Annotated in this window: 23 protein-coding genes; 11 read left to right on the top strand and 12 right to left on the bottom strand. The window is 73.0% G+C overall.

Annotated elements, in window-relative coordinates:
- The first annotated feature begins 207 nt into the window (after nt 1-207).
- Entirely contained in the window at nt 208-1221 is a 1014-nt protein-coding gene (locus HNR20_RS20745) for an LPXTG cell wall anchor domain-containing protein (RefSeq protein ID WP_184182321.1), read from the top strand.
- Nucleotides 1222-1369: 148 nt separating this feature from the next.
- On the opposite strand, the gene recG is transcribed toward HNR20_RS20745, so the two are convergent.
- Together recG and HNR20_RS20735 are read right to left on the bottom strand one after the other, a co-directional pair.
- Nucleotides 1370-3568, bottom strand: a complete 2199-nt coding sequence (recG, locus tag HNR20_RS20740) for an ATP-dependent DNA helicase RecG (RefSeq protein WP_184182316.1) — start codon at nt 3566-3568, stop codon at nt 1370-1372.
- On the bottom strand, nt 3565-5178 hold the full coding sequence (locus tag HNR20_RS20735) for a fatty acid kinase ATP-binding subunit FakA (protein WP_184182314.1): 1614 nt from the start codon (nt 5176-5178) through the stop codon (nt 3565-3567). Before HNR20_RS20735 ends, recG begins: the two co-directional genes overlap by 4 nt.
- A gap of 301 nt (nt 5179-5479) precedes the next feature.
- Here HNR20_RS20735 and rpmB point away from each other — a divergent pair, with 301 nt between their 5' ends.
- Nucleotides 5480-5671: a 50S ribosomal protein L28 gene (gene rpmB, locus HNR20_RS20730; protein ID WP_091671657.1), complete on the top strand. Its 192-nt coding sequence runs from the start codon at nt 5480-5482 to the stop codon at nt 5669-5671.
- A gap of 154 nt (nt 5672-5825) precedes the next feature.
- On the opposite strand, the gene HNR20_RS20725 is transcribed toward rpmB, so the two are convergent.
- Nucleotides 5826-6287 (bottom strand): GNAT family N-acetyltransferase, encoded by a 462-nt coding sequence (locus tag HNR20_RS20725; RefSeq protein ID WP_184182312.1) that lies wholly within the window; start codon nt 6285-6287, stop codon nt 5826-5828.
- Nucleotides 6288-6316: 29 nt separating this feature from the next.
- A complete protein-coding gene (locus tag HNR20_RS20720) occupies nt 6317-7249 on the bottom strand; it encodes a thiamine-phosphate kinase (RefSeq protein WP_373291119.1) in 933 nt (310 codons plus the stop codon).
- A 156-nt stretch (nt 7250-7405) separates the two neighbouring features.
- Between HNR20_RS20720 and HNR20_RS20715 the strand changes: the two genes are divergently transcribed.
- Both HNR20_RS20715 and HNR20_RS20710 read left to right on the top strand, forming a co-directional pair.
- Nucleotides 7406-7639 (top strand): Lrp/AsnC ligand binding domain-containing protein, encoded by a 234-nt coding sequence (locus HNR20_RS20715; protein ID WP_110562464.1) that lies wholly within the window; start codon nt 7406-7408, stop codon nt 7637-7639.
- A gap of 9 nt (nt 7640-7648) precedes the next feature.
- Nucleotides 7649-8308: a DUF3515 family protein gene (locus HNR20_RS20710; protein WP_184182308.1), complete on the top strand. Its 660-nt coding sequence runs from the start codon at nt 7649-7651 to the stop codon at nt 8306-8308.
- 54 nt (nt 8309-8362) lie between these two features.
- On the opposite strand, the gene HNR20_RS20705 is transcribed toward HNR20_RS20710, so the two are convergent.
- Together HNR20_RS20705 and HNR20_RS20700 are read right to left on the bottom strand one after the other, a co-directional pair.
- Nucleotides 8363-9463: a D-alanine--D-alanine ligase family protein gene (locus tag HNR20_RS20705; RefSeq protein WP_184182306.1), complete on the bottom strand. Its 1101-nt coding sequence runs from the start codon at nt 9461-9463 to the stop codon at nt 8363-8365.
- 195 nt (nt 9464-9658) lie between these two features.
- The gene (locus tag HNR20_RS20700; protein ID WP_184182305.1) at nt 9659-9877 is read right to left on the bottom strand and encodes a hypothetical protein; all 219 of its coding nucleotides are present in this window, start codon (nt 9875-9877) and stop codon (nt 9659-9661) included.
- A gap of 279 nt (nt 9878-10156) precedes the next feature.
- Between HNR20_RS20700 and HNR20_RS20695 the strand changes: the two genes are divergently transcribed.
- Both HNR20_RS20695 and HNR20_RS20690 read left to right on the top strand, forming a co-directional pair.
- Nucleotides 10157-11002 carry a helix-turn-helix domain-containing protein gene (locus tag HNR20_RS20695; RefSeq protein ID WP_184182303.1) on the top strand — a complete coding sequence of 282 codons (846 nt, stop codon included), beginning with the start codon at nt 10157-10159 and terminating at the stop codon, nt 11000-11002.
- Nucleotides 11003-11007: 5 nt separating this feature from the next.
- A complete protein-coding gene (locus HNR20_RS20690) occupies nt 11008-11208 on the top strand; it encodes a DUF397 domain-containing protein (protein WP_184182301.1) in 201 nt (66 codons plus the stop codon).
- A 107-nt stretch (nt 11209-11315) separates the two neighbouring features.
- On the opposite strand, the gene HNR20_RS20685 is transcribed toward HNR20_RS20690, so the two are convergent.
- The 5 genes from HNR20_RS20685 to HNR20_RS20665 form a co-directional block, all read right to left on the bottom strand.
- Nucleotides 11316-12365 (bottom strand): ROK family protein, encoded by a 1050-nt coding sequence (locus tag HNR20_RS20685; RefSeq protein WP_184182299.1) that lies wholly within the window; start codon nt 12363-12365, stop codon nt 11316-11318.
- Between the two features lie 196 nt (nt 12366-12561).
- Entirely contained in the window at nt 12562-13347 is a 786-nt protein-coding gene (locus HNR20_RS20680) for a putative protein N(5)-glutamine methyltransferase (protein WP_184182297.1), read from the bottom strand.
- A 146-nt stretch (nt 13348-13493) separates the two neighbouring features.
- Nucleotides 13494-14612 carry a cystathionine gamma-lyase gene (locus HNR20_RS20675; RefSeq protein WP_184182295.1) on the bottom strand — a complete coding sequence of 373 codons (1119 nt, stop codon included), beginning with the start codon at nt 14610-14612 and terminating at the stop codon, nt 13494-13496.
- A 7-nt stretch (nt 14613-14619) separates the two neighbouring features.
- Nucleotides 14620-15627, bottom strand: a complete 1008-nt coding sequence (locus HNR20_RS20670) for an NAD(P)H-dependent glycerol-3-phosphate dehydrogenase (RefSeq protein ID WP_184182293.1) — start codon at nt 15625-15627, stop codon at nt 14620-14622.
- Between the two features lie 67 nt (nt 15628-15694).
- On the bottom strand, nt 15695-16432 hold the full coding sequence (locus HNR20_RS20665; RefSeq protein ID WP_184182291.1) for a lysophospholipid acyltransferase family protein: 738 nt from the start codon (nt 16430-16432) through the stop codon (nt 15695-15697).
- Nucleotides 16433-16560: 128 nt separating this feature from the next.
- Here HNR20_RS20665 and cofC point away from each other — a divergent pair, with 128 nt between their 5' ends.
- The 5 genes from cofC to HNR20_RS20640 are packed head-to-tail and all read left to right on the top strand — an operon-like array spanning nt 16561 to nt 22293.
- Nucleotides 16561-17208, top strand: coding sequence for a 2-phospho-L-lactate guanylyltransferase (gene cofC, locus HNR20_RS20660; protein ID WP_184182289.1), 648 nt, complete (start codon nt 16561-16563; stop codon nt 17206-17208).
- Nucleotides 17209-17257: 49 nt separating this feature from the next.
- Entirely contained in the window at nt 17258-17455 is a 198-nt protein-coding gene (locus HNR20_RS20655; protein WP_030335323.1) for a cold-shock protein, read from the top strand.
- 54 nt (nt 17456-17509) lie between these two features.
- Complete coding sequence (locus tag HNR20_RS20650) at nt 17510-19882, top strand: RNA degradosome polyphosphate kinase (RefSeq protein WP_184182287.1); 2373 nt, start codon at nt 17510-17512, stop codon at nt 19880-19882.
- A gap of 24 nt (nt 19883-19906) precedes the next feature.
- Nucleotides 19907-21427: a CYTH and CHAD domain-containing protein gene (locus HNR20_RS20645; RefSeq protein WP_184182285.1), complete on the top strand. Its 1521-nt coding sequence runs from the start codon at nt 19907-19909 to the stop codon at nt 21425-21427.
- Nucleotides 21415-22293: an NUDIX hydrolase gene (locus HNR20_RS20640; RefSeq protein ID WP_184182283.1), complete on the top strand. Its 879-nt coding sequence runs from the start codon at nt 21415-21417 to the stop codon at nt 22291-22293. The genes HNR20_RS20645 and HNR20_RS20640 overlap by 13 nt, the downstream gene beginning before the upstream one ends.
- Before the next feature lie 18 nt (nt 22294-22311).
- On the opposite strand, the gene HNR20_RS20635 is transcribed toward HNR20_RS20640, so the two are convergent.
- A complete protein-coding gene (locus tag HNR20_RS20635; protein WP_184182281.1) occupies nt 22312-24411 on the bottom strand; it encodes an endonuclease/exonuclease/phosphatase family protein in 2100 nt (699 codons plus the stop codon).
- Nucleotides 24412-24463: the final 52 nt, after the last annotated feature.

Raw genomic sequence — 24463 nt, 5'->3', positions numbered from 1 at the left:
TCAAAGATCACAAATAGATTACATTGCCTGATGGCAATGACATGAACTCCCTTCATTCGTGACCCGCCAGTACAGTCACCCCCTGTCCCCGCTTCGCGCGGGAACACCCCCGCGTTGCGCGACGTCCCGGTGAGCAGACGATCCGTCCGGTCGCCAGGCCTCCCGACCTCCCGCACGCGATCCGTACCCCCTCACCAGGAGCAGGCGTTGAACCTCCCCAAGTCTCCGTTGCGGCGCGTCGCGGCCATCGCCGCCGGCGCACTGATCGGCCTCACCGGTGCAGCGACGTTCGCCACCCCGGCACTCGCGCACCACACGACCGTCTCCGGCACCGCTTGCGCCACGGCCACGAAGGGCGTGTACCTCGTTGACTGGAAGGTGGTGAACAGCGAGCGCGACCTCGAAGCCACCATCACCAAGGTGTGGACCCCGTCCGGCACCGCCATCGATGGCATCGCCGCGGGCCGCAAGCTGCCGGCCAACGGCAAGGTGACCGGCGTTCAGACCACCACCAAGAACTCCAAGCTCGACCTGAAGGTCACCGCCGAGTGGATCCGCGACGGTAAGCGGATCACCAACACGGCCAGCGGCACCGCCGAGGTGAGCAAGAAGTGCACCAAGCCGCCGACGGCCTCCCCGACGCCGTCGCCGACGACGCCCACGCCGTCGCCGACCGTGACGCCGACCGTCCAGCCGTCCAGCCCGGCGCCGACGACCCCGGCCCCCACCACTCCGGTCCCGACCAGCCCGGTCCCGACCAGCCCGACCCCGCAGCCGAGCGAGCCGACCGGCCCGCTGGTGCCGGAGGAGCCGAACGCTCCGGTGTTCGAGATCATCTTCGACTGTGACTCGCTGGTCGTCACCGCCGACAACCCGGCCGACGGCGTCGCCGAGACCGTCGTGCTGACCTCGGAGAAGAACGTCGTCAAGAAGCTCGAGCTGGTCCCGGGCAAGAAGACCGAGGTCTCCTTCGAGGCATACGAGGGTCTGACCGTCACCCCGAGCATCGAGGGTGAGCAGAGCGACCCGGCCGAGGCCGTGAAGTGGGTCAAGCCGGCCGACTGCACCCCGGGTCAGGGTGGCGGCGACAAGGACGAGCCCGCTCTGCCGCTGACCGGTGCCGCGACCGGCGGGATCATCGCTGGCGCCGTGGTGCTGCTCGCCGCTGGTGCTGGCCTGTTCGTGATGGCGCGTCGTCGTCGGGTGCGCTTCACCGCCTGAGACAACCCGCTCTGACAAAAACTGAGGGCGCGTCGACCATCCGGTCGGCGCGCCCTCAGCCCATTCCGCAAGTGATCAGTACGGGGAAGCGGCTGTCCGCCAGGACCAGCCGGCAGGGCTGAGTCCTGACAGGACCAGCCAGCGGGGCTCAGCCCTTCTCCAGATACTCCGCTCGGTCCTCGTCGACCAGCGCGGCGACCGAGGCGGCCAGCGCCGGGTTGCGGGTGAGCTCCGGGTCCTCCTCGACGAGGGTGATCGCCTCGGCGCGGGCGTCGCGGATCAGGTCGGCGTCGCGACGCAGGGACAGCAGCCGCAGGTGCGAGCGGTGCCCGGACTGGGTGGCACCGAGCACGTCGCCCTCGCGGCGCTGTTCCAGATCAAGTTCGGCGAGCTTGAAACCGTCGCTGGTGGACGCCACCGCGTCCAGGCGTTCCCGTGCCGACGAACCCTCGGCCGCTTCGCTGACCAGCAGGCAGAGCCCGGCAGCGGCGCCACGGCCGACCCGGCCGCGGAGCTGGTGCAGTTGGGAGACACCGAACCGGTCGGCGTCCAGCACGATCATGACGGTCGCGTTCGGTACGTCCACGCCGACCTCGATCACGGTGGTCGCCACCAGGACGTCCAGGTCACCGGCGGCGAAGGACCGCATCACCGCGTCCTTCTCGTCGGCCGGCAGGCGACCGTGCAGCACCCCGATCCGCAGGCCGTGCAGCGGCCCCTCGGCCAGCAGCGGTGCGACCTCGGTCACCGCCAGCGGCGGCCGTCGGCCGTTGTCGTCCTCGGGCGGCGGCTCCTCGTCCGCTGCCGGCCCCTCCCCGATTCGCGGGCACACCACGTACGCCTGATGGCCGGCGGCCACCTCCTCGCGCACCCGTCGCCAGGCCCGGTCCAGGTAGGCCGGCTTCTCGGCGGCCGGCACCACGTGCGAGGCGATCGGCGATCGACCACGGGGCAACTGGGAGAGGGTGGAGACCTCCAGATCGCCGTAGACGGTCATCGCCACCGTGCGCGGGATCGGGGTGGCCGTCATCACCAGCACGTGCGGCGGCTGGTCGGCCTTGGCCCGCAGAGCGTCGCGCTGCTCGACGCCGAAGCGGTGCTGCTCGTCGACGACCACCAGGCCGAGATCAGCGAAGTCGACGCCCTCGTAGAGCAGGGCGTGGGTGCCGAGCACGATGCCGGCGGCGCCACTGGCCACCTCGCCGAGCGCCCGTCGACGAGCTGCCGCGCCCAGCGAGCCGGTGACCAGCTCGACCCGGGTGGCGTGGTCGGCGGAACCCAACTCGCCGGCCTGCCCGAGCGGCCCGAGCAGGTCGAGCATGCCGCGGTGGTGTTGAGCGGCCAGCACCTCGGTCGGCGCCAGCAGCGCGGCCTGCCCTCCCGCGTCGACCACCTGGAGCATCGCCCGCAACGCCACCACCGTCTTGCCCGAGCCGACCTCACCCTGCAACAACCGGTGCATCGGGTGCGGGGCGGCCAGATCCGCGGCGATCTCCACACCGACGTCGCGCTGACCGGTAGTCAGCTCGTACGGAAGTCGGGCGTCGAAGGCGTCCAGCAGCCCGCCCGGGTGCGCCGGGCGGGGCCGGGCCGGCCAGTCCGCGGCCCGGTGCTTGCGCTGCACCAGGGTCAACTGGACGGCGAACGCTTCGTCCCACTTGAGCCGACGCCGAGCCCGGTGCAGCTCCTCCTTGCTGGTGGGCCGGTGGATCTCCTGCAGGGCCTTGCCGAGCCCGACCAACTTGCGGCTGGCCCGCACGCTGCCCGGCAGCGGATCGTCCGGCGGAGTGAACGTGTCCAGCACGACCCGCACACAGCGGGCGATTACCCAGGTCGGCACGGCCGCGGCGGCCGGGTAGACGGGGATCAGCGCGCCGGCGAACTCCTCGATCTCGTCGTTGACCGCCGCCTCGCCGTCACCACCCTCGCCGAGCAGGACGTACTCCGGGCCGTTGAGCTGCCGTTTGCCCCGGAACTCGGTGACCTTGCCGGCGAACAGCCCCCACCGGCCGGGGCGCAGCTCCCGCTCGCGCCACGCCTGGTTGCCGAAGAACGTCAACGTCAGCAGCCCGCCGGAGCCGTCGCCGACGGTCACCTCCAGCAGGTTGCCGCGCCGCTGCCGCATCGGGCGCACGGCGGTGCGCTGCACCTGGGCCAGCACGGTGACCTGCTCGCCGACGTCCAGCGAGCGGATGTCGGTGTGCTCGCCGCGCTCGTCGTAGCGACGCGGGAAGTGGTAGACCAGGTCACCCGCGGTGTGCAGGTCGAGGTGCGCGGCCAGCGCCTTGGCTGTCTTGTCCCCGACCAGCTTCTTCAGCGGAGTGTCCACGGTGGCTGGTTCGCTCATTCGATCCCTACCAGGAGCGGATAAAACGGCTGGCCGCCCGGGTACGTGTGCACCTCGACGAACGGCCAGCGCCTCGCGACGTGCGCGCGGACGGCATCGGTGAGCCCGGCCGGGGCGTCCGCCCCGGCCAGCAGGGTGACCATCTCGCCACCGCCGCCGAGCATCCGGTCGACCACGGCCGCGCAGGTGTCGGTGAGGTCGGTGCCGATCAGGTGCACCTCCCCCTCCACCAGCGCCAGCACGTCGCCCGGACGACACGGGCCGGCCACCGTCAGCGCCTCCCGGCTGGCATGGCAGACCTCGGCGTAACGGCAGGCCCCGGCAGCCTCGGCCATCGCGATGACGTCGTCCTCGAAGCGGCGGTCACCGTCGCGGACCGCGAGGGCGGCCAGCGCCTGCACGGGCGAGCGGGTCGGCACCACGCTCACCTTGATGCCGTACCGATGGGCCTCGCGGGCCGCCGCGCTCGCCACCGCCTCGGTGTTGGGGTCGTTGGGCAGCACCACCACCCGGGCCGCGCCCGTGCCGCGGACCGCGTCCAGCAGCTCACCCGTGGACGGGTTGCCCGGCACCACGGTTGCCCCCTCCGCGGCGAACAGCTCGGCGATGCCGCCGCCGGTGGCCACCACCACCGCGGCCCGGCCGTCCGCGACCGGGCCGCGGGGCGGCTCCGGCTGGTCGGCGAAGCGGGTCACCGAGATCCGGTACGGGCGGCCGGCGGCGACGCCCGCCTCGACCGCCGCGCCCACGTCGTTGACGTGCACGTGGACGTTCCAGGTGCTCTCCGGCTCACGCCCGTCGCCGACGACGACGAGCGAGTCACCCAGCGCGTCCAGTGCCTGCCGCATCCCGGCCACCGCCTCGGCCCGGGCGTCGAGCAGGAACTGCACCTCGTACGCGTACTCGTCGGAACCGGCCTCGCGGGCGACGGTGGCCGCCGGACGGGCGGAGCGCGGCGTCGGTGCGGGCCGGGCGGCGCTCTCCCCGGTGAGCACCTCGACCAGGGCGTCGAGCAGCACGCAGAGCCCTCGGCCGCCCGCGTCGACCACGCCCGCGCGGGCCAGGGCCGGCAGTTGCTCCGGGGTCCGGGCGAGTGCCTCGGCCGCCGCCCGGGCCGCGACGCGGGCCACCGCCGGCAGGTCGCCGCTGTCCGCCCGTTCGGCCGCGGCGGCGGCCGCCGCGACCACGGTGAGCAGGGTGCCCTCGACCGGCCGGGCAACCGCGGTGTACGCGGCGGTGGCGCCGGACCGCAGCGCGGCGGCCAACTCCCGGCCGCGCACCGCCGGGACCACGGCGACCTCGTCGGCGAAGCCCCGCAGGATCTGCGAGAGGATCACCCCGGAGTTGCCCCGCGCGCCGAGTAGCGCGCCCTGGGCCATCAGCCGCAGCGCGTGCCCGTGCGCGGTCGGCCCGCTGTCGGGGAGAGTGTCCAGATCCATCGCGAGGGCCTGCTGGGCCGAGGTGAGGGTGAGCACCAGGTTGGTGCCGGTGTCGCCGTCGGGCACCGGGTAGACGTTGAGCTGGTCGATCTCGCCCTGGTGCCGCTTCAGTGCGGCCAGCCCACCCGCGCACCAACGGCGGACCGCGGCGGCGTCGAGGGTGTCCAGCACGGCCAGAAGCCTACTGGCGCGCACCGACACGCGTCGGACTCGTCCGGCGTGTCCGGTTGCCCCGCACCGGGTGGCGCTCCTTCGCCGGGTCGCAGGCTGGACCTGCCCTACGGGTACAGTTGCCGCCGGAACCACCCCCCTTCACCCGGCGGGCCGACCCACCATCCGCTGGCGGGGGCGCGGCTGGTCACCGGGCCAGGGCGGTTGGTCCCGCCGGTGGGGCATCGGGTAGGCTGAGCCGGTTGCCCGTGCAGCACCTCTGCCGGCTACCTCATGAACGTTTCAATCCCAGGAGTATCCCGTGGCTAGCGTGTGCGACGTCTGTGGCAAGGGGCCGGGCTTCGGCCACAACGTGCCCTGGTCCAAGAAGAAGACCAACCGCCGCTGGAACCCGAACATCCAGTCGGTGCGCACCCCGGCCGGTGGCGGCAACACCAAGAAGCTGCAGGTCTGCACCTCGTGCATCAAGGCCGGCAAGGTCACCCGCGCCTGACGCGGCAGCACCAAACTTCTCGTTCGGCTCAGCCGGCGGACCCTGAGGTCCGCCGGCTCTGTCGTGTCCACGTCGCCTGCCGCAGGGCGGGCCCGGAGCCGCAGGCCGCGCTCGGATACCGCTGGCCGCGCCCGGAGCTGTCGGCGACCGCAGGTCAGAGGGTGCGGCCGAAGGAGACGCAGCCCTCCTCGTCCTTGTAGAAGCCGAAGTTCGGGATCCGCTCGTAGCCGGCGGAGCCGTACATGGCGATGGCCTCGGGCTGCTTGTCGCCGCACTCCAGGACCACCCGCTTGCGGCCCTGCTCGCGAGCCGAGCGCTCGACGGCTGCCAGCACCGTGCGGGCCACGCCCCGCCCACGCGCCGCCGGGGCCGTGTACATCCGCTTCAGCTCCGCGGTGTCCGCACCGTGGCTGCGCCAGCCACCGCAGCCCACCGGCTCGCCGGCCAGGTAGGCGACGAGGAACGCCCCGTCGGGCGACTCGAACTCGGTCGCGTCCACCGGGGTGTCGTCGCCGGAGCCACCGTAGCGGGCACCCAGGTCGGCCAGTGCGGCACTGATCAACTGCTGCGCCACCGGCGCGTCGAACCGCACCGCCCGGATCTCGATCTCACTCACGGTGTCCAGAATACGGCGGCTGGCAGACCTCACCGGAAGTGGTCCCAGCCGGTCGCGCCCTCGTAGGGTGCGCCGTCGACCGTCACCCCGCCACCGTCCGTCACCACGCCGATCGGCCGCCAGTCCGGCGGCAGCACCACCGCCGGGGGGAAGGTCGCGGCCAGCGCATGGTCGTCGCCACCGGAGAGGATCCAGGTGTACGGGTCGACGCCGAGCGCCTGCGCCGCGTCAGCCATCTGCCGGGGCACCTCGAAGGCGTTCCGGCGCACATCGATCGCGACCCCGCTGGCCGCCGACACGTGTCCGAGGTCGGCGAGCAGCCCGTCCGACACGTCGATCATCGAGGTGGCACCGAGCCGGGCGGCCTGCGGGCCGGCCTGGTAGGGAACCTGCGGCCGCCGGTACGCCTCGACCAGCAACCGGGGGGTGCGGAAGCCCCGGGTGAGCACGGTCAGCCCGGCCGCCGCGTGCCCGGTGCGCCCGGCCAGGGCGAGCACGTCCCCCGGACGGGCACCCGAGCGCAGCACGGGCGGTCGGCCCTCCAGGTCGCCCAGGGCGGTGACCGCAACGGTCAGGGTCGGGCTCGACGACATGTCCCCGCCGACGACGCTCGCGCCGACCGTCGCCGCCTCGGCGGCGAGCCCGTCGGCCAACTCCTCCGCCCAGCCGGTGTCCAGGTCGGCCGGCATGCAGAGCGCGACCAGCAGCGCCGTCGGCGTGGCACCCATCGCCGCGATGTCGGCCAGATTGGCCGCCGCCGCCCGGTGCCCGACGTCGCGGGCGGAGGACCAGTCCCGCCGGAAGTGCCGCCCGTCGACCAGCACGTCGGTGGAGGCCGCCACCCGGCCGTCCGGCGCGGCCACCACCGCCGCGTCGTCGCCCGGGCCGAGCAGGGTCGTCGGTCCGTACGACAGTCGAGCGGTGATCTTTCCAATCAGCCCGAACTCCCCGATCCCGGACACGCTGGCACCGCCGCCGGCGTTCCGCCCGTGCTGCTGCCCGGCTCCGCCGTGCTCGCTCACCGCTGCTCCTTGACCACCGATAGGGATCAGACCTGGTCCGTAAGGTACTTTCACCCTTCGGGCCGCTCCCGGGCGGCGACGGACGGAGGTCGAGTCGTGGTACAGGCGTACATCCTCATCCAGACCGAGGTCGGCCGCGCACGTGACGTGGCGGGTCTCATTGCGGACATCACCGGCGTGGTACGCGTCGACGCCGTCACCGGGCCGTACGACGTGGTCGTCCTCACCGAGGCGAACACCGTCGACGAACTCGGCAAGCTCATCGTGAGCAAGGTGCAGATGGTGCCCGGCATCACTCGTACCCTCACGTGTTCGGTGGTGCGGCTGTAAGTGGACGAGATGAAGACTTCCTCCGCAGCTCTCGACGACGACACGCGCGAGCCGGCTGACGGTACCGGCGAGCCGGTCGATCCAGCCGCCGCCGCGCCGGTCGGCCGGGACCGGACCATTCGCGGCGCCGCTCTGCTGGCCACGCTGATCGCGCTGCCGATCACGCTGCTGGTGGCCCTGCTCGCGTTCACCAAGCTCACCCCGGACACGCCGGCCGCCGCGCCGACCCCCTCCGCGACCACCGCCCGGGTGCAGTCCACCGACCCGGTGCAGATGGCCGCCCCGGCTCTCGCCGCCCGCCCGGCCACGGTCTGCCGGGCCCTGCTCTCCCAGTTGCCGACGGGCATCCGCGACCTGACCCAGCGGCCGGTCACCGCCGGCCCGGAGCAGAACGCCGCGTACGGCGACCCCGCGCTCACCGTTGCCTGTGGCGGCACCGAGCCGACCTTCCCCAGCACCGACGAGGTCTGGACGGTCAACCGGGTCTGCTGGCACCTGGCCGAGGAGGCCGAGGCGAACGTCCTCACCACGGTCGACCGGGAGACGCTGATCACGGTCCGTGTCCCGCGCTCGTACGAGCAGCCGTTGCAGTGGGTGCCGACGATTTCCAGCACGATCGTGGCGGCCGTGCCCTCCGGCGGCGCCGTCCCGTCCGGCTGCCAGCGCTGAACCGGCCTCGCGGGCCGGCTGACCGCGCTGGGCCGGCGGGCGGGGCGGGGTGGCTCAGTGCAGGCCGACGCCGCGCCGCTGGGCGGTGCGGATGAGCCGGTTGACCAACTTCGGATACTCCAGGCCGGAGGCCGCCCACATCCGCGGGAACATCGACGTCGGGGTGAACCCGGGCATCGTGTTGATCTCGTTGAGGTAGACGTCCAGCTCGGGGGTGACGAAGAAGTCGGCCCGGGCCAGGCCGGCGCAGTCCAACGCGGTGAACGCGCGCACCGCGTACTCCTGCACCTGACGGGTCACCCGCTCCGGCAGGTTGGCCGGGATGTCGTACTCGCAGGAGTCGTCGAGGTACTTCGCCTCGAAGTCGTAGAAATCGTGGTCGGCGACGACCCGCACCTCGGCCAGGACGGACGCCTCGGGCGCGCCACCGGCCTCGCCCTCCAACACGCCGCACTCGATCTCGCGGCCGACGATCGCGGCCTCGATGATGACCTTCGGGTCGAACTGTCGGGCGGCGGCGACCGCGTCGTCCAACTGCGCCCAGTCGGTGACCTTGCTGACGCCGAACGACGACCCGGCCCGGGACGGCTTGACGAAGACTGGCAGGCCGAGCCGCTCCTTGTCCTGCTCGCTGAGGGTCATCCCGTTGCGCAGCACGGCGTACGTGCCGACCGGAATGCCCTCGACGGCGCAGAGCTTCTTGGTGAACTCCTTGTCCATGGCGGCCGCGGAGGCGAAGACGTTCGCCCCGACGTAGGGGATGCCGGCCATCTCCAGCATTCCCTGGATGGTGCCGTCCTCCCCGTACGTGCCGTGCAGCACCGGGAAGACCACGTCCACGTCGGCCAGGACCCGCGGGCCCTCGGTCGGGTCGAGCACCATCAGCCCGTTGCCGGTGGGGTCGGCACGCAGCACGATGTCGTCGCCGGAGTCGGCGGTGATCTCCGGGAGCTCACGGGCGTTGATCGCCAGCTGGGCGGGATCTCCGCTGGTCAGCACCCACTGGCCGGCGCGGGTGATGCCGACGGGCACCACCTCGAACTCATCCGGATCGAGCGCGCCGAACACACTGCCGGCGCTGACGCAGGAGATGCCGTGCTCCGGGCTGCGGCCGCCGAAGACGATCGCCACGCGGGTTTTGCCTGGGGTGGTCACTCCGGTCACCTCTTCGTACGCGACTGCGGCTGGTCGTGCTCGCCGGTGGCGCTCACCCGGTTGACCTTACTGTGCGTGGCGGTAAGACGAGGCGATACCCGGCGAGCCACGGCACGACACGGCAATCGGTCATCAGAGGATATACGGTGCGTGACGGGACTGTTGCGGTGCCGCAGGTCAGCGGCCTGAGCCCGCTCAGTCGCGGGAGTGCCGACGGCCGACCGCGATCACCTTCACCCGCTGCCGACCGGCCCGCACCATGCCCAGCGCCATGAACGCTCCGGCGATCCGGTCGGCGGCCTCCCGACTGCTGGCGCCGACCACCTGACGTCGCCGCTCCGGCGCGGTCCGCTCGTCGCGGTCGACGCCCTCGACGGCACGCACGTCGGTGAGCACCACCAGGAAGCGGGTCATCGAGGGCCGGCCGGATGCACGGCGGAGGGCTCCGAACCGTTACGCACGTCGTCGTCTCCTTCCGGCGGGCCGGGATGGCGGCGGCACGCGACGATCGGGTACGGGGGAGAAACCCGATCGCCGCGCGCCCCATCCCCTCCGGTCGCTCACCACCACCGTCGCCACGACAACCGGCGGTGAGGACGCGATAACAGATTGACACGTGTACAGCCGTGAATGCAACTCTCATCGACGTTCTCTCATGCAGACGTTCCCGCAGATGTGTGCGACCATCGATGTATGGCCCCGAAGACAGCCCGTGCCCGCCGGCTCGGTATCGCCCTGCGCCACCACCGGGAAGCCGCCGGACTGACGCTGGAGACCGCGGCGGATGAGATCAACAGCACCCGCAGCACCCTCTCCCGGTACGAGAACGCCCAGACCCTGATCACTCCGGCCACCGTGCGCGCCCTGCTCACGTCGTACGGGGTGGGTTCCGAGGAGGTGGCCGCCGCGGTGCAGCTCGCCAAGGACGCCCGCAAGCCGGGCTGGTGGGTCTCGTACTCATACCTGCTGGATCCACGCACCATCGACTTCATCGCACTGGAAGCCGAGGCGACCGCCATCGCCAACTTCGAGCCGTCGGTGGTGCCCGGCCTGCTGCAGACCGCCGACTACATCCGTGGCGTCATGCGCGGTGGCCCGCACACCCTCGGCGACGAGTTGGTGGAGCAGCGGGTCAAGGTCCGGCTCGACCGGCAGCAGCGGCTCACCGGCGACGACCCGCCCATCCTCGACGCGATCATCGACGAGGGCGCGCTGCTGCGCCCGGTCGGCGACCAGTCGGTGATGGACGGGCAACTGCGGCACCTGGTCAAGATGGCCGAGTTGCCGAACATCACCGTTCAGGTGATCCCGCTCTCCGCCGGTTACCACCGGGGCACCCGGGGCTCACTGCACATCCTCGAGTTCGCCGACCCGGAGGATCCGATCATCGCGTCGGTGGAGACCGTCGCCGGTCAGATGATCCTCGATCGGGCCGGCGAGACGCGTACCTGCACCAAGATCATGGAGCATCTCCGGAGTGTGGCCCTCAGCCCGGCCGACAGCCGCGGGATGCTCCTGACAGTCCTGAAGGGACGGTAGGACCGATGACACCGACGATCACAGCGGCCTTGGCCGCGGCGGCGTGGCGCAAGAGCAGCCGCAGCGGCGACGAGGGCGCCTGCGTGGAGGTGGCCGCGATCCCGCGGCTGGTGGCCGTCCGCGACTCCAAGGACCCGTCCGGCCCGGCCCTGCTGTTTCCGCCGGCCGCCTGGGCCACCTTCGCCCAGGCACCACCCCGCCACTGACAGGGCGGCCGCATCGCTGACCTGACCGGACGCACCACCCCGCCGCTGAACCGGCCGCCGCGTCGCCGAACGCGCCGCGCGGCGGCCGGGACAGGGCGGACCGCAGCTCAGGCGACCAGCGGGCGGGGCTCCCCGACGGTACGCAGCGACTCCAGCGCGGCGATTGCCACACCCCGGGCACCGGCCATGTCCCGGTCCGGCACCAGCGCGAAGGTGGCCACCGCCGCCTGCTCCTCGCGAAGCACGGTGTGCTCGCGGACCGTCGCCAGGAACCAGTCGCGGAACTCCGGCGCCGCCTCCACCACCCCACCGCCGACGAAGTACGCGTGCGGGTCGGTGAAGTTCGCCGCCACGGTGAACAGTCGGCCCAGCGCCATCGCCTGCTGGGCGAAGAGGTCCCGCGCGAGGGCGTCTCCCCGCTCGCCGTACCCCCGGACCAACTTGGCCGCCCGGGCCAACGGCTCGGCGGCCAGCGGGTGGTCGGGATACCGGGTCAGCCAGTACGGCAGCAGGTTGCGCTCGATCCCGGTCAGCGAGGCGATGCTCTCGACGTCCCCGGTGAAGCCGCAGGCGCAGGTGGGCTCCGCCTGCCCCGAGCCGAGCAGCCCGGTCAGCGGGATGTGCACGTGGCCAAGCTCGCCGGCCATCCCGGCCGCGCCGGCGATCACCCGGCCGTTCCCGACCACACCGCCACCGAGGCCGGTGCCGACGATCGCGGAGACCGACGAGCGGCTCATGGCGTCGGCGCCGAAGTGCTCGTGGTGGGCGTAGAGCGCGGCCGCGTTGCCGTCGTTGTGGTAGATCACCGGCAGGCCGAGCCGTCGCTCCAGCGCGCCCCGCACGTCGAAGCCGCGCCAGGCCGGTTGGGAGAAGTTGGTGGAGCCCCGCGACGAGATGACGCCGTCGGCGCTGGCCGGGCCGGGAGTGTCCAGCCCCACCGCCCGGACCAGCTCGCGCGGCACGCCGGTCTGTGCCAGGGCGCCGTCCAGCGCGCGGGCCAGCGCCTCGATCGCCGCCTCCGGCCCGGACCGTACCTCGCTGGGGATCTCCAACAGCCCGTCCACCAGGAAGTGGCCGTCCACCGTCAGCACGGTGGCGTTGTTGCTGGTGCCGCCGTTGTCCAACCCGACGACCACCGGCACCCCTGCGCTGCCCACCGAAACCGCCTCCCGCCGTCGTAAGTGTGAGCCGAGGCTAGTGCCAACCCCTCTCCCCCGCCACGCCCGCCCACCCCACTCAGGGTGAGAGACCAGCCGCCCTGCCCGCGATCTAGCGGTTACTGTCCCGACATAAGGGGTGTTCGGCTCATCTCGACGACAGAAACTGCAAGATCGCCGGGCTGTGGTGGCGGGGTCAGGGGCGTTGGGCGGTTACCGCGGTGGCGTCCAGGTCCTCGTCGTGCCGCACAGTCGGCACCAGGCCGGCCGCGTCGAACGCGGCGCAGAGCGCCTCCACCTGCGTGGTCCCGGCCTCGACCACCAGGTGTCCACCAGGGGCAAGCCAGCGGGCCGCGTCGACACCCACCCGCCGCAGCACGGAGAGCCCGTCCGGTCCGCCGTCGAGCGCCACGGGGGCCTCGTGCAACCGCGCCTCCGGCGGCATCAGCGCCACCGCGTCGGTCGGCACGTACGGGGCGTTGGCCACCACCAGGTCCAGCCGGCCCCGCCACTGCCGAGGCAGCGGCGCGAACAGGTCGCCCTCGAACACCTCGGCGGCCAGCCCGGCGAGATTGCGTCGGGCGCACGCCACCGCCACGGGGTCGATGTCGGCGGCGGCCAGCCAGCGCGGCGTGAGGCGGTGCGCCAGCGCGACCGTGGTGGCCCCGGACCCGCAGCAGAGGTCGACCACGGCCGGGGCCGGGCCGGTCAGCGCGGCCGCCGCCTCGACCAGCAGGGCCGTCCGGCCGCGCGGCACGAAGACGCCCGCGTCGACGGCGATCCGCAGGCCGCAGAACTCCGCCCAGCCGAGCAGATACTCCAGTGGCTCGCCGGCGACCCGACGCTCGGTCAGGTCGGCCAACGTCGCCGGATCGTCGGCGGCGGCCAGCAGCAGGTCCGCCTCGTCCTCGGCGTAGACGCAGCCAGCGGCGCGCAGCCGCCCCACGAGTGCGGACCGGTCGCTGAAAGATGGTGTTGCCATGGGAACCTCCGGAGAAAACGTCCGGCGCTCCCGAGGGCCGCTATCGCGACGTGGACCTGGGAGGAAGCGCCGGTCCTGCTGATTGGCGGATCGGACTCACCTCCTCACGGTCGGGGCCCACCGATCTGGGCCGTCGACACGATAACTCAGACCCCTCCAGCGGCGTCGAGCGCGGCGCTGATGTCGGCCACCAGGTCGGGGGTGTCCTCCACACCACAGGACAGCCGGACGAAGCCGGGGGCGGTGTCGTCGCCCCACTGCGCCCGCCGGTCCGCCGTGGTGTGCAGGCCCCCGAAGGAGGTCGCCGCCGCCACCAGCCGGGCGGCATCGACGAATCGGCCCACCCGGTCGGCGTCACCCAGGTCGAACGAGAGCACCCCGGGCATCCGGCGCATCTGCGCCGAGGCCACCGGGTACGCGGGGTCCTCGGGACGCCCGGGCCAGCGCACACCGGTCACGTCGGGCCGGCCGGCGAGCAGTTCGGCGACGGCGGCGGCGTTCGCGCTCTGCCGAGCCAGGCGCAGGTCGAGAGTGGCCAACGACCGGTGTGCCAGCCAGGCGTCGAACGCGCCCGGGACCGCCCCGGTGGTGGTACGCCAGGTCGTCACCGCCTCGATCAGCTCGCTGGACCGGCTGGCCAGGTAGCCCAGCAGCAGGTCGGAGTGGCCGGTGAGCGCCTTGGTGCCGGAGGCGACCACCAGGTCAGCACCGAGGTCCAGCGGGCGCTGACCGAGCGGGGTGGCGGTGGTGTTGTCCACCGCGAGCAGCGCGCCAGCGGCGTGCGCCTCCTCGGCCAGGGCCCTCACGTCGACAACGTCCAGGCCCGGGTTGGCCGGCGTCTCCACCAGCACCAGCCGGACGCCCTCGAACGACGGGTACGGCCCGACGGTCGGCACGAAGAGCACCCGGACGCCGATCGCCTCCAACACGTCCGTGGCGAACGCCCGGACCGGGAAGTATCCGTCGCTGGGCAGCACCACGGTGTCCCCCGGGCGCAGCAGGGTGAGCAGCAGGCCGGTGATGGCCGCCTGACCGGTGGCGAAGACGCGGCAGTCGCCGCCCTCCAACTCACCCACGGCGGCTTCCAGCAACCGTCGGGTCGGGTTGTCGGGGCGGCCGTAGCCGTTCGGCGACGCGGCAGGGCCCTGCCACGGGTCGAGGTGGTACGGCGCGGCGAAGACCGGTCCGGGCAGGAACGGGTCCCCCGGTGCCGGCTCGGGCAGGCCGGCGCGTACGCAGCGGGTCCCGTCTCCCAACTCGCTCATCGGATCCTCACTCGTACGACTCGGGTTTGGCGGTTCGGCTCATCAGGTTCTCCACGGCGAGACGCGGGTCCATCCCCTCGTGGCAGATCCGCTCGACGTGCTCGGTGATCGGCATCTCGACGCCGTGTGCCCGGGCCAGGTCGCGGATCGCCAGGCAGCTCTTCACGCCCTCGGCGGTCTGCCGGGTGGCGGCCTGGGCCTGCTCCAACGTCTCGCCCCGGCCCAGGTGCTCGCCGAAGGTGCGGTTGCGGGCCAGCGGGGACGAGCAGGAGGCGACCAGGTCGCCCATGCCCGCGAGGCCGGCGAAGGTGATCGGGTCCGCGCCGAGCGCCACGCCCAGCCGGGCCGTCTCGGCCAGCCCTCGGGTCATCAGCATGGCCCGGGTGTTGTCGCCGAAGCCCATCGCGGTGGCGATGCCGTACGACAGGGCGATCACGTTCTTGACCGCCCCGCCCAACTCGCAGCCGATCACGTCGTCGTTGGTGTACGGGCGCAGGTAGGGCGTCCGGATCGACGCCTGCACGAGAACGGTGCGGTGGCTGTTCGTCCCGGCGACCACGGTCGCGGCGGGCTGCTCGGCGGCGATCTCCGGGGCCAGGTTCGGACCGGACACGACGACCACCCGGTCCGCGGCGACCCCGGCGGTCTCCACGATGACCTCGCTCATCCGTTTGGTGGTGCCGAGCTCGATGCCCTTCATCAGCGACACCAGGGTCGAGTCCGGGTGCAGGTGCGCGGCCCATTCGGCGAGGTTGCCGCGCAGGGTCTGCGACGGCACGGCGAGCACCACCACCTCGGCGCCGGTGATCGCCTCGGCCGCGTCCGCGGTGGCGGTGACTCCGGCCGGCAACAGCACGCCGGGCAGGTACTCCGGGTTGCGGCGCTCGACCCGGATGCTCTCGGCGACCGGCGCGCGACGGGCCCACACCGTCACGTCCCGCCCCGCGTCCGCGAGGATCTTGGCGAACGCGGTGCCCCAGGAACCGGCACCGAGAACCGCGACGTGGCCGGTCATGCCACCGCTCCGCTTCGCTCCGCTGGGGCCCGCCCGGCGCCGGTGCTGAGCCTGATGAATCGCTCGCTCATGCCTCACCACCCTGCTGCTCGCGTCCGGCGGAGGACCGGCTCGTTCGCTGCCACAGAGGCGGCGGGGTGCCGCCACGAATCTCGGCGAGCATGTCCCGCAGCCGCAACATGATGGTGTCCGTCATCTCTTCGAGGGTGGCCCGGGTCGGCTGGGCGTCCGCCCACCGGCTCAGGTCGATCGGTTCCCCGGCGACAACGGTCACCGGGAGCCGGGGGCGCGGGTTGACGCGGCTGGTCCGTGGGTCGAAGAGTTGCTCCGGCCCCCACATCACCACCGGTACGACGGGGGCGCCGGTGGCCAGGGCCAGCCGGGCGGCACCGGTCTTGGCCTTCATCGGCCACAGATCCGGCTGTCGGGTGGTGGTGCCCTCCGGGTAGATCACCACGGCGCCACCCTCCTCGAGCGCGGCAACCAGCGAATCCAGTGAGCGGACCGCGTCGACGGTGCCCCGCTCGACCGGGATCTGCCGGCACCGGTGCAGGATCCAGCCGACCACCGGCACCCGGAACACGCTGGCCTTGCCCAGGTACTGCGGCCAGAGCCCGGAGTCGAAGATGAAGTGCGCGGAGACCAGCGGGTCGGCGTGCGAGATGTGGTTCGCCACGATGATCACGCCACCGTCGCGTCGGAGATGCTCCTGGCCGCGCCAGGTGCGCCGGGTCCACACGGTCATCACGGGCTTCACCAGCCCCACGGCGAACCGTTGCCAGAACCCCAGCCTCCGCCGTGCCACTGTGCCTCCTCCTCGCGCCCCAACCCCGCCGCGAAAACCCGTCCGCGACACCCGCAGCGGAAATCATGCCTGCTCGCCCCCGGTACGGCCAGCGAGGGTCCCGTCGTCCGGCTGGCAGGATTGCGGGTGTGAGTCAGCCGAGGTGGGCCGTGGTGGTGCCGGTGAAGCATCTGACGGCGGCCAAGAGCCGCCTGCGGGGCGCGCTGCCTGGCGTACCGCACGAGGAGCTGGCACTGGCGCTGGCGGCCGACACACTCCGCGCGGTGCTGGCCTGCCCGGCGGTCGCCGAGGCCCTGGTGGTGACCGACGACACTCGGGTGGCGGCGGCGGCGCGGGCCGCCGGAGCGCGGGCGCTGCCCGACGGGCCGGACGCCGGCCTGAACGCCGCTTTCCGGCACGGCGCGGCCGGGACCATCGCCGGGTGGGTGGCGGCGCTCACCGCGGATCTGCCAGCGCTGCGCCCGGCCGAGCTGGCCGGCGCGCTGCTCGCGGCGCAGAACGGCCGACCCGCGGTACGCCGCTTCGTGCCGGACGCCCCCGGCAGCGGCACGACGCTGCTCACCGCCCCGCCGGGCGTACCGCTGGATCCGCACTTCGGGGTGGGCTCGGCGGTGGCGCACGCGGCCAGTGGGGCGCTGCCGCTGAGCGGCGACTGGCCCAGCCTGCGCCGGGACGTGGACACCGCCGCGGACCTGACCGCCGCCGCCCGGCTCGGGCTGGGGCCGCGTACCGCCGCACTCGTCGCCGCCAGCCGCCCGGCCCACTCCGCCGGCTGACCCACCCGGCCCGCTCCGCCGGCTGAACCTCCGGGTGTACGGTGCCTGCATGCAGGGCACGGTGGCCAGCTACGACGCGGCGACGCGCAGCGGAGTCCTGCTGCTCGACGACGGCACCGAGATGCGCTTCCCCGCCCGGGCCTTCGACGCCTCCGGGCTGCGGCTGCTCCGGCTCGGTCAGCGGGTTCGCATCGACACCGATCCCGACGGCGAGGTCGTCCGGGTGACATTGCCGACGATGATCTGAGCCAGCGAGGCCAAGTTCATTTTGCGTTTACCGTAATCGGGTGATTATGAGCGGGTGAGCACCCCTCGCGAGCAACCGGCCCACCCGCCCGCCACCGACCTCCGCAACGGCTCCCGCGTACGCGGCACCGACGGCCGCTTCCGCCCGTCCCGCGCCGAACGCGCCGGTGCGGCCCGCGCCGACACCCTGGCCGACGACCCCGGTGCCGCCTCCACCGGGCTGGACGAAGTCCTCGACCCCGCGCCGTCAAACGCCGAGGGGGTGAACGGCCCGACCACCGGTGACGTCCACCAGGTCCTGCCGAGCGACCTACCGACAAACGCCGAGAAGGAGGACGAGGACGACGAACCGCCGGCGGCCCCGCCGCTGCCGGAGGACCGTTTCCTCAACCGGGAGCTCTCCTGGCTCGACTTCAACGCCCGGGTGCTCACCCTGGCCGAGGATCAACGCACCCCGTTGCTGGAACGGGCCAAGTTTCTGGCGATCTTCGCCAGCAACCTCGACGAGTTCTACATGGTGCGGATCGCCGGGCTGAAGCGGCGGCTCTCCGCCGGCCTGCCCGTGCGCGGCGGGGACCGGCTGCCCCTGCGCACCCAGTTGGAGCTGATCGCCGAGCGGACCGCCGAGCTGGGTGCCCGGCACGCCGCCTGCTTCGTCGACGACGTGCTGCCCAAGCTGGCCGACGAGGGCATCCGCATACTGCGCTGGGCCGAGCTGGGCGACCCCGAGCGGGAACGGCTGCGCACCTACTTCCGGGAGCACATCTTCCCGGTGCTGACCCCGCTCGCCGTGGACCCGGCGCACCCGTTCCCGTACATCTCGGGGCGGTCGCTGAACCTGGCGGTGGCGGTTCGCGACCCGGATGGCGGTTCGGAGCTGTTCGCCCGGGTGAAGGTGCCCAACAACGTTCCCCGCTTCGTCCGCGTGGACCGGGACCAGCCGGGCGTACGGATGCTGCCGGTGGAGGACCTGATCTCGGTGCACCTGGGCCAGCTGTTCAGCGGCATGCAGGTGGTCGAGTGCCACCTGTTCCGGGTCACCCGCAACGCCGAGGTGGAGGTCGACGAGGACCGCGACGAGGATCTGCTCCAGGCCCTGGAGCGGGAGCTGGCCCGGCGGCGGTTCGGCCCACCGGTCCGCCTGGAGGCGGCCGCGTCCATCTCCGATCACATGCTGGAGTTGCTCGTCCGCGAGCTGGACATGAACGAGCAGGACGTGTTGCGGGTGCCCGGGCTGCTGGACCTGTCCGCGTTGTGGCAGGTCTACGGCGAGGCCGACCGGCCGGACCTCAAGGACCCGCCGTTCGTACCCTCCACCCACCCCCGGCTCGCCGAGGGTGAGGTGCCGCGCAGCGTCTTCTCGACCCTGCGCGACGGGGACATCCTGGTGCACCACCCGTACCACTCGTTCGCCACCAGCGTGCAGCGCTTCATTGAGCAGGCCGCCGCCGACCCGAACGTGCTGGCCATCAAGCAGACCCTCTACCGCACCAGCGGCGACTCCCCGATCGTCGACGCGTTGGTCGACGCGGCCGCCGCCGGCAAGCAGGTGGTGGTGCTGGTGGAGGTGAAGGCCCGCTTCGACGAGGTGGCCAACATCGGCTGGGCCCGCACCCTGGAACGCGCCGGCTGCCACGTGGTGTACGGCCTGGTCGGCCTCAAGACGCACTGCAAGACCGCGCTGGTGGTCCGCCAGGAGGGCAACCAGATTCGCCGCTACTGCCACATCGGCACCGGCAACTACCACCCGAAGACCGCCCGACTGTACGAGGACTTCGGCATGCTCACCGCCGACCCGGAGATCGGCGCCGACCTCACCGACCTGTTCAACGTGCTCACCGGGTACAGCCGGCAGACCGCGTACCGGCGGTTGCTGGTCGCCCCGCAGGGCATCCGCAGCGGCCTCATCGAGCGGATCGAGCGGGAGATCTCCCACGTCCGGCTGGGCATGCCCGGCCTCGTCCAGTTCAAGGTCAACTCTCTGGTCGACGAGGGTGTGACCGACGCGCTGTACCGGGCCTCCCAGGCCGGCGTGCACGTCGACCTGCTCATCCGGGGCATGTGCACGCTGCGCCCGGGCGTGCCGGGGTTGTCGGAGAACATCCGCGTCCGCTCGATCCTCGGCCGTTTCCTGGAACACTCCCGGGTCTTCCGGTTCGGCAACAACGGCGAGGCCGAGTTCTGGATGGGCTCGGCCGACCTGATGCACCGCAACCTCGACCGCCGGGTGGAGGCGCTGGTGCAGGTGAGCGACCCGATCGCCCGCGCCGAACTGGACCAGGTGCTGACCGCCGCGATGAGCCCCGACGTGGACGCGTTCGAACTGGCCGGTGACGGCACGTGGACCCGGCGTGCCGGCGGGGACGAGAAAGCCCCGGCTCATCTGCAGGAACTCCTGCTACGCCGCGTCGGTGGCACGGCCAGTTGACCGATCAGCGCATAGGCTGAACCGATGGTCGAGGAGGAACAGAAGTACGAGGTGGACGACGCCTACGTGCTGCCGGACCTGACCGCCGCGTCCCCGGCCGGAGGTCGGGTCCGGGCGTTACCACCGGTGACGCTCGTCGCCCGCTACCTCGACACGGTCGACCTGCGGCTGGCCCGAGCCGGCGCCTCGCTGCGCCACCGCCGTGGCGACCAGCTGCCCTGGACGGTGAAGCTGCCGACCGGGACGCCGGGCGTCCGGCACGAGATCTCCCGCCCCGGTCCGGCGGGTCAGCCACCGCCGGACCTGCTGGAGTTGGTCACCGTGCTGCACCGCGGGGCCCCGGTGGCCCCGGTGACGGTGGTGCGCACGGTCCGGCACGCGTACGAGGTGTGTGACAAGTCCGGCACGGTGCTCGTCGAGGTGGTGGACGACCGGGTGACCGTGCTCGACGACGCCGGCGCCACCACTGGCACGTTCCGTGAGTTGGAGGCGGAGCTCAAGGCCGGCGACCGGAAGCTGCTCGACCGGGTCGGCGCGGTGCTGCGCGAGGCTGGCGCCCAGGGCGGCGCGTTCACCCCGAAGCACGTACGGGCACTGGGCGCGACCGCACAGGCCGATCCGGACCTGGTCGCGCCGGCGGGGCTGACCGCGGAGCCGAGCGCCGGCGACGTGGTGACCGAGGCGATCCGCAAGGAGATCCGCCGGCTGCTGGCCCACGACCCGCTGGTCCGGCTGCGTGCCCCGGCCGCCGGTGGCGACACGGCCGTGCACCAGATGCGGGTTGCCTGTCGACGCCTGCGCAGTGATCTGCGCACCTTCAAACCGCTGATCCGCAAGACCTGGTCCCGTCCGCTGCGTGACGAGCTGCGTTGGCTGGCCGGTGTTCTCGGCGCGGCCCGCGACGCCGAGGTGCTGCGCAAGCGACTCCGTAAGACCGCGAGCGCCGATCCGCTCAGCCCGCTCGACCAGGGCGCGGTGGACCGGCTGGACGAGGTGCTCGCCGGGCGGCAACGGAGGGCACTCACCGCTATCGACGAGGCGCTGCGCTCCACGCGCTACCTCGCCCTGGTGGACTCCCTGGTGCTGGCCGCCCGGTCGCCCCGGCTCACCCGTCGGTCGGCTGCCCCCGCGGCGGAGGCGCTGCCCGCGCTGGTGGCCCGCCCCTGGAGGCGGCTGGCCGGGCCGGAAGGCGTCGACGGGCTCGACGCGCAGTCGCCGGACGACCGCTGGCACGCCGTGCGCAAGGAGGGCAAACAGGCCCGGTACGCGGTCAACGCGGTGGCACCGACCGTCGGCAAGGGTGCCCGCCGGCTGTCCCGCGCCCTCGCCGGTGTGCAGGACGTGCTCGGCGAGCACCAGGATGCGGCCGTGGCAGCGGACACCTGGCTGGAGATCGCCGCCGAGCGGCCGGACGACCACGAGCTGGCGGTCACCGCCGGGCGGCTGGCCGAGCGCGAACGCCAGTCGGTCCGCCGGATGCGGGATGCCTTCCCGGCTGCCTGGCACCGGGCCACCCGGCGGCGGCGGACCAGTTGGCTGCCGTGACCGGCATTCGGGCGGCGGGCGGGGTGGCCTGGCGGCCGACCTCCGACGGCGTGCGCGTCTGTGTGGTGCACCGCCCCCGCTACGGCGACTGGACGCTGCCGAAGGGCAAGCTGGAGCCGGGCGAGCACGCGCTTGCCGCGGCGGTCCGCGAAGTCGCCGAGGAGGCCGACGTGCGGGGCGTACCGCAGGTCCGGCTGCCGTCGGTGCGCTATCGCAGCGAGGGGCAGGACAAGCTGGTCGACTACTGGTCGATGCTCGCGGCGGCGAGCGGCGGTTTCCAACCGGACACCGAGGTGGACGACATCCGTTGGCTCGCGGTGGACGACGCGATCCGGTTGGTCAGCTACCCCCACGACTCCGAGGTGTTGGCGGCGTTCGCCGCGCTGCCGTCGGTGACGGCGACGATCGTGCTGGCCCGGCATGCCCACGCCGGTAGGCGGGCCACCTGGTCCGGCCCGGACGTCGGCCGCCCCCTGGACGCCGAGGGGTGGGCCCAGGCGAACGCGCTGGCCGGCCTGGTCGCCCTGATCCGGCCGGCCCGGCTGGTGTCGGCGTCACCGCGACGCTGCGTGCAGACACTGGATCCGGCTGCCGCGCTGCTCGACCTGCCGATCGAGATCTGCGGCGACCTGGACGAGCCACAGCCCGGCCAGCAGGGCGACGAACAGATCCTGGCCACCGCAGCCAGCCTGCTGGCGCTGGCCGGCGCCGGTGGGCAGGTGGCGGTGTGCAGCCAGGGGAAGGTGCTGCCGGGCGCCCTGGAGCGGTTGACCGGCCGCGCCGACAAGGATTTCACCACCCCCAAGGGCGGCGCCTGGTTACTCGCCTTCACCGCCGACCGGCTGCTGGCCGCCGACCGCCTGTAGGGCCGGCCCTGCGGGGCGTCAGCGGGGCGGCAGAGTCAGGGTCACCGCGACCGGCAGGTGGTCACTGGCCGTGCTGCGCACCGCAACCGGGTCGCTGGGCGTCAGGCCGGGCGAGACGAAGACGTGGTCGATCTGCTCGCGCGGGTCGTCCGCCGGGCTGGTTGCCAGTGGCCGGGCGGCCGCCAACGCGTCGGCCAGGCCCGCGTTGGTGAACTGTCCGAACGCCTCGTCGCCCGGCTCGGTGTTCAGGTCGCCGGCCACCACCAGGGGCCGGCCGGCCGCGTACCCGATGGCGAAGTCGGCGACCGCGCGGGCCTGGACCACCGGGCCCTGCCCGGGCGGAGGTTGCAGGTGGGTGCTGACCACGGCGGTACGGACGCCGTCACCGAGGTCCAGCGTGACGGCGAGCGCCTGCGCTCCGGTGGGCGCCCCGACCGCCGGCAGCGGGAGGGACCGCGGATCGGTGACCGGCCAACGGCTCAGCACAGCGTCACCCCACACCGGGTCGGCCGCCGGCCCGAAGACGTACGGCATACCGAGCCGGTCGGCCAGCAGGTCGAGGGTGTCGTGCCCACCGTTGAGCAGCCAGGCCCGGTCCACCTCGCTGAGCAACACCACGTCGGGCCGCTGCTGCTGGACGGCCTCGGTGAGCCCGGCCAGGTCGAACCGACCGTCCAGCCCGAAACCCATCCGGATGTTGTACGCCACCACGGTCAACCGCTCTGGCGGGCCGTCCCGGTTGCTGGCCACCGGCACCTCGTCGGCGAGCACCGGCGCCAGGAGGGCCAGCGCGGTGACCGCGCCCGCCGCCCGTAGCGGCGGAAACGGCCCGGAGCGCCACGCGACGACGGGACGGGCGGCGAACGCCACGACGGCGACCAGCACGGCCACCACTACGGGCACCGCCGCGTTGGGGTAGCCGAGGTCGTAGGCCGAGTAGTACCCGACCGCTCCCAGCGCGAAGACGAGCATTCCGGCGGCGACCGCGTACCCCCGACGGGCCGCCGCCCGCCCACCGCCCGTCTCGTCGCCCGTCCTGTCGCTGGCGGCGTCAGCGGTGCCGTCCGTGTCAGTGGCGGCAGCGCTGCTCGCGCTCACGGTGCCGTCGTCCGGGCGGCTGGCATTGTCGGTGAGGGCGAGGCAGCCGCCGAGACCCACAGCGGCGAGCAGGATGGCCGGGAGGAGCAGGTCACCCCGGTCGAGGGCGAACAGCACCGCGCCGGCCAGCAGCGCCACCGGTCCGTACGCTCGGCCCCACCGCGACGGCGGCCGGGTCAACGCGGCGAACAGGAACCCCGCGACCGCCACCGGCACCGGCGCCATGCCGGACAACGGCGAAGAAGCCACCCCGTCGCCGACGAACAGGTACGACATTCCGGTCCGGGCCAGCGCCGGGGAGAGCGCCACCATCCCGGTCAGCAGCAGCGCGGGCCCGGCCAGCAGCCACGCTCGGGCGCCACCGCCACCGCCACCGCCACCGCCACCGCCACCGACCCGGGTGCCGGGCTGCTGCGCCGTGTCGGCCCGGGTACCGGACTGCGCCGTGTCGGCCCGGGTACCGGGCAGTGCCGTGTCGGCCCGGGTACCGGGCAGTGCCGTGTCGGCCCGGGTACCGGGCAGTGCCGTGCCGAGCAGGAACAGCGCCACCGCAACCGAGCTGAGCAGCCAGGCCACCCAGTCGCCTCGCCAGACCAGGTCGAACGTGTCCAGCACCGCGTGCAGGGCCGCGTTGACCGCGAACCCCAGCGCCAACCCGGGGACCGGCCGGTCGGTGTCCGCGGCGATGCCGACCAGCCAGACCAGCCCGGCGAGCAGTCCGGCGGTGGCCAACCAGAGCTGCGTACGCCCTCCGGGGGCGGCGGTGAGCATGAGCCGGGCGACGGCGAGCAGTACGGCGGCGACGACCGTGACCGGGCGGGCTCCGACGCGGCGGACGACCGCGGGTGCCCCCATCGCGAGCACGAACCAGCCGAGGGCGAACGCGCCCATCAGCTCGGCCGGGGTGGACGCCGCCTGACCGAAGATGGTGATGATGCCGGGCAGCCAGACCCGCAGTACGTCGATGAGGAGGATGACGCCCAGCGCGAGCGTCCCGGTGGTGAGCTGGCGGTAGCGCACCGGCGCCCCATTTCGGTGTCGGCGGGCCGGCGGAGGAGGCCGGCACGGCGAT

This window comes from Micromonospora parathelypteridis, assembly GCF_014201145.1.
Lineage (GTDB): Bacteria > Actinomycetota > Actinomycetes > Mycobacteriales > Micromonosporaceae > Micromonospora > Micromonospora parathelypteridis.
This window is presented reverse-complemented; position numbering and strand designations above follow the sequence as displayed.

Bases quoted from the DNA above. Each gene is read 5' to 3' on its own strand.
- recG (WP_184182316.1), bottom strand. From the start codon at position 3,568: ATGAGCGAACCAGCCACCGTGGACACTCCGCTGAAGAAGCTGGTCGGG.
- HNR20_RS20710 (WP_184182308.1), top strand. From the start codon at position 7,649: ATGAAGACTTCCTCCGCAGCTCTCGACGACGACACGCGCGAGCCGGCT.
- HNR20_RS20700 (WP_184182305.1), bottom strand. From the start codon at position 9,877: ATGACCCGCTTCCTGGTGGTGCTCACCGACGTGCGTGCCGTCGAGGGC.
- HNR20_RS20695 (WP_184182303.1), top strand. From the start codon at position 10,157: ATGGCCCCGAAGACAGCCCGTGCCCGCCGGCTCGGTATCGCCCTGCGC.
- HNR20_RS20690 (WP_184182301.1), top strand. From the start codon at position 11,008: ATGACACCGACGATCACAGCGGCCTTGGCCGCGGCGGCGTGGCGCAAG.
- HNR20_RS20680 (WP_184182297.1), bottom strand. From the start codon at position 13,347: ATGGCAACACCATCTTTCAGCGACCGGTCCGCACTCGTGGGGCGGCTG.
- HNR20_RS20675 (WP_184182295.1), bottom strand. From the start codon at position 14,612: ATGAGCGAGTTGGGAGACGGGACCCGCTGCGTACGCGCCGGCCTGCCC.
- HNR20_RS20670 (WP_184182293.1), bottom strand. From the start codon at position 15,627: ATGACCGGCCACGTCGCGGTTCTCGGTGCCGGTTCCTGGGGCACCGCG.
- HNR20_RS20655 (WP_030335323.1), top strand. From the start codon at position 17,258: ATGCAGGGCACGGTGGCCAGCTACGACGCGGCGACGCGCAGCGGAGTC.
- HNR20_RS20645 (WP_184182285.1), top strand. From the start codon at position 19,907: ATGGTCGAGGAGGAACAGAAGTACGAGGTGGACGACGCCTACGTGCTG.